Annotated in this window: 2 protein-coding genes; both read left to right on the top strand. The window is 36.6% G+C overall.

What is annotated here, in order from left to right; translation table 11 throughout:
• Positions 1 to 611 (top strand): T9SS type A sorting domain-containing protein (locus tag BM296_RS19250; protein WP_143099106.1); only part of this gene is annotated, 611 nt, incomplete at its 5' end.
• Positions 612 to 1,101: 490 nt separating this feature from the next.
• The coding region (locus tag BM296_RS19245; RefSeq protein WP_143099105.1) for an immunoglobulin-like domain-containing protein at positions 1,102 to 10,124 on the top strand (9,023 nt) is incomplete at its 3' end.

Here is a 10,124-nt window from a genome sequence, read left to right as displayed (position 1 = left end):
CCAAGCGTATCAACTATATTACTTTCGGGGGAACGTACCCTAACCAGCCCCAGCCAAATTCGATGTGGAGGATATCGTATCTGCACAACGGAAGTTGGGCCGTACTTGAAGAGGGCAAGGGCGGATGGATCGACTCCGGTATCTATGAATGGGGCGGGTCTGCGCAGTACCCTATCGTGGCCGATGCGCTCCGGGTTCAGGTTTACAGCGATGGAAACAATGATCTTGTAAGCATCCATCTCCGGGGAAGGGGCGGAGTGTCCCAATATGTGGACGATAGCGCTATGGCGACCAAGGCCACGTTGATTCAATATCTGTCGAATTCGTCATCGGCTGCAAAGGTTAAAGAAATGCCGGAGAACAAAATGATTGTCTATCCAAATCCTGCAATTAATGAAACGTCTGTGAGTTTTATATTACCGAATACAGTCGAAACAATACAAATTTTTGATGTTACTGGTAGGTTGGTTAGAACAATTGAAAACGGAACTGTGGATTACAAGTCTTCCGTATTTTTTAATGTTCAAGATTTACAAAATGGAATTTACTATATAAAATCTACACATAATAACGGAAATCAATTTTATAAGCGATTATTAATTCAGCATTAACTTTTTAAAAATTTTAAATAATTTTTAATTGATTAAGAATCAAAAACTTGCAAAACTCATACAGAATATTAAATTGTCATTATTAAATAAGAGCTGTTTGTCGTGACAAATATAACTTTTATCGTAAAAATTTTTAAAACTACCCCTATATTGAACAATAATATATATTCTTGTTAAGTACATATTTTTTGTGTTTTCAGCCTTTTAAAGGCTAAAATATCCCCCCAAAAGGTATTTATTTCGTACCCCACTTACGACAATAAATTAACCTGTATAGTGCTTTGGTTAATATCTAACCAAACCTATTTTAAATGACTAAAAATTACTCGACTAGTAATCCTGAGCCATTCTTTTGCTCTTTGGATATTCTACTTTGTTTACTTAATTCAAAATCGTTAGTTGGTGTTCATTTAATAATGTGTTCATTAGCGAAACACACCTTTCTATATACTTCTCTCAATCAAAATAACCATTCTATTCCAGTTACACTATGAAGAAAATTCTACTTTTCACAACCGACTTGTTTTCAAATTTATTCTTGCCGTTTAACTTTAAAAAGAGCTTTCAATCTGAGTTTAGTAAATACTTACTAATTTCTACGGTTTTATTTCTAGGTTTTACAACTGGATTAATTGCACAGAATGTAAATGTTGTATTTACTGAACCTACAGATACAAATATTGAGATTGGTGAGAATTTTTCGGTAACTGTTCAATTTCAATCGGGAGCACAAGAAATTACAGGAGCCCAATTAAAACTGAAATATAATCCTACTGTACTACAAGCAAATACCGTTACCACTGCAGCTAGCTATCCTGTTTCTCTTGAAAATGTTATAGATAACTCAATAGGTACAATTAACTATAATGCAGTTTCATTTGCGTCACCCAAACCCTCGGGTGATAATGATTTTCTGACAGTAGAATTCACAGCATTGTCTAATGGAAATAGTGATTTATTGTTTTTTGATTCGCCAAATGGTACGCTAATCGTTACAGGTCCCGCGAGTAGTTCATTTACTAAAAATTTCATTGATAGTTCTATACAAGTAGGCACTATTAATCAATCTCCAACAGCTAATTTTACGGCAACTCCTGGCATTGGCGCACAAAGTTTAGAAGTTGCTTTTAATGCAGGGACTTCAACTGATCCTGATGGAAATGGTACAATTGTTTCTTATTCTTGGGATTTTGGTGATGGTTCTCCAGTTCAATTAGGTCAAACACCAACTTATATATATTCTAGCGCAGGAACTTATACCATAGAGTTAACCATTGAGGATGATGGAGGGTTAACCGATGTAATTACTAAAAATATAACTGTTACTGAAACCGTAGTTAATACAATTCCAAGTATTACAGCAATAGCCAACCAAAGTGTTAATGAGAATGGTGTTCTGAATTTGATTAATGTTATTGAAATATTAGATGCGGACAATGATAATTTATCCGTGACTATATCATCAATATCTAACGAGCCCCAAGAATTACAATCAAATAATAATTCACCTCAAACGGACCCATTTCCTTTTAACGCTTCTGGCTTTCTTACAGAAAATGTTTTAATTAACACACCAGGTTCTTACTCTTCAGATTTAATAGTATCACCAACATTTGGGGATGGGGGTTCTAATGGAGATGGAAGTGCAGTTTACACTATTACAATATCAGTTACTGATGAAGATTCAAATACAGTTATAGAAACTTTTGATGTCACTGTTAATGACATTCCCCAAGAATTGTCTGCTTCAAATTCGGTGAGAATTGAAGCTGAATCTTATGATAATCAAGGTAATTTAGGTGGTGGAGTTGGTGTAGGTGTTGAGGTAGGCGCAAAAACAGTGGTCGGTTTTACTGGTCCTGGAGATTTTGTAGAATATACTATCAATGTACCAACAACAGGTACTTATGAATTTAACTTTAATTCCTCTAATGGTTCTGCACAAACGGGTATATTAACAATTAACAACGAACCATCTGCAACTGTAATTGTACCACAGTCAACCAACTGGTCTGTTTTTGGTAATTATAATACTAGCATTTTATTAAATCAAGGTATTCAAACTATACGTTTTGATTGGTCTGGAGGTAATCAATATTATTCTAATACAGATTATTTTGATGTTACTTTTATTGGCTCAATAAACACTGCACCAACAGTATCGATTCTCACTCCTGTAGATGGTTTAGTAGTTTCTAGGGGTACTTCATTTAATATTTCTGGAGATGCAAATGATTTAGAGGATGGCAATATTTCTTCAAACATTAGTTGGTCATCAGATTCAGATACAGGTTTTATTGCTACACCTAATACTGGTTCAGCAGTTACTGGAGTTTTCTTAGAACCGGGTAGTCAGACTTTAAAAGCATTTGTTTCTGATTCTAATAGTTCACCATTAACTGTAACTGATGAGATAAATGTGGAAGTTTCCTGTCCTCAAGTAGCTTTTCAAAGTCCGTCAGAAGGTTCGGTAATTACTGGCACTTCGGTAACTATAGATGTTAGTACAGTTGATTTATTATTTGGTACCGTAGCAAATCCTAATGAACATTTTCATTTTTTTATAAACCCACCAGATGTTAACAATATTGATGTTAGTAAAAGAATTTCTACTGCACTAAACGGAAATCAAACCGTATTTACTTTTGATGATTCCAGTGGAGCATTAGCCTATGATGGAAATGGAAATGGTATTATTGAAGGTACAAATACAGTTGTAGTGGTAGCAGCTCGAGCCAATCATGTAGAGTTTGATTGCGTTGGAGCTAAAGCAATTCTTAATTTTATTGTTACTCCTGCCATAACAGATACAGAAGCACCTGTCATTACTTTGAATGGTAGTTCTGTAATTGATTTAAATGTTAATGATGTTTATGTAGATGCCGGTGCAACGGCAACAGATAATGTAGATTCTAATGTTACGGTTAATACTTTAGGTAGCGTAGATACAAGTATTGCAGGACAATATGAAATTACTTATTCAGCAACTGATATCGCTGGTAATACGGGAACAGCAATTAGAACTGTTAATGTAAATACGACTACTCCATTCCAGATTTGTATTGCTTCAGGCTCAGCTGGTTTAACTGCTTTTGGTAGAACATTTATTGGTGATCCTAATAATGTTGCTCCAACAGGCCAAGGTTTTAGTAGAGCCAATGGCAAAAAATATTCCGGATACACTGGTGAAATTGCGGGAACAAATACTCCAGGTGAATTGCTGTTGTTTCAAAAAGAAATTTATGGAGGCAAAGATGCTGCCAATCCTTCGCTTGAATATAATGTGCCTGTAACTAATGGGTTTTATCAAGTAGATTTATATATAGCAGAAATTTATCATCCGGCATCAGGAGGTCGTGTATTTGATGTTTCGCTTGAAGGAAATATAATACTTGATGAATATGATCCAGTAAATCCAATTAAAGATGGAATTAGTTCCAATCAAACTGCAATTACAAGAACCTATTTTGTAAATGTAGTAGATGGTTCTATTGAAATTGGAGTTGGGCCAGCCTCAACGGATAATGGAAAAATTTCTGGTTTCTGTATAACAGAAGTTACTTCGGCAAACCTTTTACCATCTTCAGCAATCGGAAACCTAACTGCAGAAGTGGGTACTCCAGTAAATTTGGGATTAAATATTAATGATCCAGAGAACGATAATTTAACCATTACTATTAATCCTGCGTTACCTATAGGTTTATCTCTTGACGTAGCCAGTAAAGCAATTTCTGGAACAGCATCCATAGATGCAATTGGATCATATGTTTTTAATGCAATAATTAGTGATGGAAACAGCTCGCCTATAACAGAGCAATTTCAATTGGAAATTACCTCACCAGCAAATGATACTTCCCCGGTTATAACTACTATTAATGATATAATTGTGAATGAAGGAGATCCAATTTCCTTATCGGTTACTGTTACAGATGATATCAATCCTAATGCAAATCTTGAAATTTTTGATATCAGTTTAGGAGGTACAAACGCTCCTTTTAATCCTACCACATCGGTCAACGGTTATACATTTACAGGAACAAATGGGAACTACATATTAGACTGGACACCCAATCAGGGACGCTCTTATTTAGCTAGGGTAACCGCCAATGACGGAGTAAATCCATCTGTTATAGAAGAATTTACAATTAATGTAGCACAACAAGTTGCAGGTACCATAATAGCCAACACATTTAATAATCCCATACCGTGGTATGGTAGTAGTAACCCACAAGGAGGTTTAACGGTTGCCATTGAGACGGCGGGCAATGTTGGTTATATTGGCGCCGGTGAGTTTTTGGAATATCTAATAAATGTGGAAACGGTAGGGGCTTACGATATTACTTTTACTGCCGCTAACGGAAGTGGAGCTGATGGTACTTCTACGGATATAACCATTTTAGAAGAAGGTAATGGAACAGCTTTAGGAACGGTAACTGTCCCAAAGAAGGATTGGAATATTTATGATCCCTTTAGCACAACGGTAAACTTTACAAATACAGGTTTAAAAACCTTACGTCTAGAATTTAATGGTGGAGTTAATATTCAACAATTTGTTTTTGCACAATTAACGGCAACCCAACCGCCAATATTCACAACAGAAATAACAGATCAATCAAATTTAGTAGGTGATAGCCCTCAAGGACTATTTATTGCAGCAAATGATCCAGATGGTGGAGATGTTACCTTTTCAGTTACTGGTTCACTTCCTACAGGATTAACTATAGATTTAACTACAGGAGAAATTAGTGGTACTATCTTACCAGGAGCAATAGATAATAGTCCATACTCGGTAATCATTACAGCAACAGATGATGAATCAGAAACGGCAATATCAAGTTTTACTTGGACGATAGAGCCATTAATAGTCTTCCCAATTTGTGTCAATGTAGGTAATCAACCATCAGTTAATGCTTTCGGAAAAACTTTTGCTTCCGATCAGTATTTAACTTCAGTTGCAACAGCTTATAATAAAGTTGTCTCCAATTACAGTGGTGTAGTTCAAGGAAGTGGTGAGGAAGCTTTGTTTCAATCGGAGAATTATAATGATCCCTTAAATTATGCAGTACCTACTGGAGATGGTCAATTTACAGTTGAACTATATTTCGCAGAATTATACATAGGAGTTGCTGGTGGAGGAACCAATTTAGGTGCTGGTGAACGTTTATTTGATATTAATGTTGAAGGTTCCATAGAAACTAGCGTTGATTTATTTTCCGAGTTTGGCCCCTTAACCGCTGCAACAAAAACATTTTCAGTTACCGTTACTGACGGAGTATTAAATATTGATTTGGATGCAATAGCCGACAATGCTAAGTTGAGTGGTTTCTGTATAGTTGAGACTTCAAATTTTGTTACGAATGCAGCCCCTTCACTGTCAATAGAAGTGGTGGAAGATGTATTGGATTGTGAAAATAATGGAGAAGATTTTATCTTAACCGCATCAGCGAATGATGCAGAACAAGGCAATTTGGATAGTATCATAGTTTGGAAAGACAATGTTGGTACTATTGTTGGAACAGGTGGCACACTTGCTTTGACAAGTGTTATTGGATCTGCTACCTACACAGCTGAAGTACAAGATGCCACACCCGCAATAGTTACCCAAAGTATTGCGGTAAATGTTATTGCAAATACAGCTCCTACTTTAGAGGATATACTTGCTGCTCCGGTCACAATTGAACCTGGAGAAACGATAAGTTTAAGTAGTGTAGCTGCAGATTTAGAAGAGGATGATACCACTTTGATAATCAGTTGGAATTCTGACATAGAAACAAATAATGGAGGAAATTTAGGTACGGGAAGTAGTATTACTCCTATATTAAATGTCGAAGGAAATCATTTTATTACTGCTACTGTAACTGATGCATGTGGAATAACAACAACAAAAACAACAACAGTAGTTGTAAATACGGTGGATGTTACAGTACCTATAATAACCTTAAAGGGTGCCAATCCTCAAATAATAGAACTAGGTGACGGTTATTCAGAACTTGGTGCTACTACAAATGACGGTTCCATAGTAACTATCGACGCAAGTGAATTTGTTGATGCTGTGGGCAGTTATAATATTTTTTACGATGCCAACGATGGGCTCAATGATGCAGTGCAAATAGTACGTGAAGTTAATGTTGTGGACACTTCAATACCTATAATAACCTTGAACGGTGACAATCCGCAAATAATAGAACTTGGAACTGGTTATTCGGAACTTGGTGCTACTACAAATGACGGTTCAATAGTTACTATTGACGCCAATGCATTTGTAGATGCTGTGGGCAGTTATAATATTTTGTACGATGCTAACGATGGGGTAAATGATGCAGTGCAAATAGTACGTGTGGTTAATGTAGTAGATAATGTGGCTCCTATAATTACACTGAATGGCGCTAATCCTCAATATATTTCACTTGGTAGTGGTTATACTGAACTGGGAGCAATAACAGATGATGGTTCTTTGGTTGCAATAGATTCGAGTGCATTTGTAGATGCTGTGGGTACTTATAATATTCTTTATACAGCTAACGATGGGGTAAATGACGCCGCACAAATAGTACGTGTTGTCAATGTTTATGAAGATGGTGTTTTTTTAACCATAAATCCAGTTAATACTAACGTTAGTATTGGAGATTCTTTTGACGTTAAAGTTTTATTATCAACGGGTATACAGCCAGTTAATGGGGCGGAAATTCATTTAAATTTTGATCCCGCTATTTTACAGGTTTCAAGTTTGACTCCAACAACAATACCTTTCAATATTCCAGTTCTCACACAAAACTTTGATAATACACAAGGCACAATAGATTATGGGGCAGGCACTTTTACAACACCATTCCCATCCGGTAATTTTGAAATGATAACAGTTTCTTTCACCGCAGTGGGATCAGGAAATAGTCCTATTAACTTTATCAATCCAGAGAATACGGCAGGGACAGTGGTTACCGCTAATGGAAATGTATTGGACGGAACTAACAATGGTACAGTGGTCGTAGATGTTACTCCCGGAATAGAAATAACACCAAACAGTATTTCATCTACTTTATTTGTAGGTGAAACAACCATTGTTTCCTTTGATTTGGATTCTAATAATGAAACAAATTTACCTACATCAGCTAATATAATTATCACTGATAATGCAACGTCAAGTACTTCATCATGGGCAACAACTCCTGCAATTGGGATACAAGGTATTAATGAAATGGTTTTTAATACAATAGGGTTAGTTCCTGGTCTATATACGGCAACGCTTACTGCCTCTGGTATAAATGGATATGACGATGTTTCTATTCAAGTGTCACTACAAGTAGCAGAATTACCTAATTTGGTATTTAATTCAAACAATTTTGAGTTTACACTAGATAGTGAAGAACAATTGTCTGAATCCTTTGAATTAGTTACTTCGAATGATAGTCCTTTGCCACAAGATTTGATACTTACAGTAATTGATGCTGCTACTTCTCAACCGCCCACGTGGTTAATTCTAAATGGCGCAAATAACGGATTTAGTATAAATACTACCGGATTATCTCCTGGAGATTATTCAGCTTCCATTACAGCTTCAGGTAGTAATGTAATAGAATCAACTACTACGATAAGTCTCACGGTATTAGATTCTATGCCATGTGCAAGAGTAGCGTTTGAAACTGGTGGAAACATTAATAATTCTAGTACCTATGGTGGTGGTTTGTTTATTACCAATAATTCATCAGGTAATGTAAAAATCACATCCGTTAGTATCGATTTAAGTACAGCCGTTCTACCAAATATTGTTTTTGATCCAATTGGTACTGCTGGTGATGCAACTGCTCAATGCGTTACAATTGTTTCGCAAACCGGAGGAGATTCAAACGTAGGTCTTACTATCCCGGGAAATAATGGAACAAGTTCAGATGTAGACTGTGTAGCTCCATTTTCTGACCCAAATGGACCAGGAGGATATAATGTTATGACTTTAAATTTTAATGATTTTGAAGCTGGAGAAACAGTGGATATAGCGGTAGATGTTGATCCTAGAAGCATAGAAGGATTTGATTCCGCTGGAAATGCAGGAGCCATTAGCGGTACAGAACTTATTGGGTCTACTGTTACTGTAAATTATTCAGATGGTAGTTCAGCTACAAGGCAATTGTATCAAGTTGGTAATAGTGTAGTAAATTCTGAAAATTTCTTTAATCCAGCATTTGTACAATGCGATGCACCTTCAATAAGTTTAGAAGGAATTGGTGATAATGGAATAGTGAATGAAACAGAACAAACAGCTTCCCTTATCGGACCAGCCAATGCTAGTATTGAAGTCTTGGTATATGGCACTACGTTAGAAGATATAACAACAAATATGCCAACGGATTTATTTGAAATGAACAAGATACAGTCGCTGCAAGAGTATGTAGGAGTATTGGATGCTTCAGGACAGTTAAACATACCATTGAATTTGACAGAACTTTCTAGTAAACAAGTATATTATATTGTTGCAACTGTAATTTCGAATGAAGACGATTGTGGACAAGGCGCTTGTAATATTTCCAATGTTTTAAAGGTGAAAATAGATACTGAAGTTCCAGTGATAGCTCTAACTGGTGATAACCCACAGGTTATCGAACTTGGGTCTGGTTATCTAGAATTAGGCGCCATATCAAATGATGGTTCACCTGTAATAGTAGATGATTCTGCATATATGGATGCGATCGGTAGTTATGAAATTTTATATGATGCTACTGATGGCGTCAATGATGCTATTCAAGTAGTACGTATTGTAAATGTAGTAGACACAACTAAACCAGTGATAACTCTCAATGGTGACAATCCGCAATTTATCGAATTTGGGGATGAATATACAGAACTAGGCGCTACCGCTACTGATAATTCAGACGATAATGTTAGTTCAGCAATAGTTATCGGTGGTGATATTGTAGAAACGGATATCGAAGGGGTCTATGTTGTGACCTATAATGTTAATGATGCGTCTGGCAATGCTGCCGATGAAGTAGTTAGAATAGTCAATGTAATTGAAGGGTCAGGCACTGCGAATAATCTTGCTGATGCTGATGTTAACCTAGCACTTTTACCCGATGCTCTATTGAGCGGTACAGTAAGCAATGGCCGTGGCACACCGCAAGCAATTCTTTATGATCCTATTAAAGACGATTATGTCATAAGCACAAGATACAATGAGTATGGAGTGCTCTATAATGTTAACCTTGGTCGCCCTAGTGCTGATGACGGTTTCAAATGGCAGGTAGATTGGAGTTCGACCAAGCGCATCAACTATATAACATTTGGAGGAACATATCCAAATCAGCCTCAACCAAACACACTTTGGCGAATAAGTTACCGTCATAATGGTAGTTGGATCGTTATCGAAGAAGGTCGTGGAGGCTGGATCGACAGTGGTATTTATGAGTGGGGCGGCGCATCACAGTTCCCCATTGAGGCCGATGCCCTAAGGGTACAATTGTACAGCGACGGCAATAGTGATTTAATAAGTATTCATATTCGAGGAAGAGGAGGGGTATCGCG

This window comes from Maribacter stanieri (assembly GCF_900112245.1).
In the GTDB taxonomy this organism is placed as follows: domain Bacteria; phylum Bacteroidota; class Bacteroidia; order Flavobacteriales; family Flavobacteriaceae; genus Maribacter; species Maribacter stanieri.
Note: the sequence above shows the minus strand (reverse complement) of the source record. Positions and strands in the feature narration are given on the sequence as shown.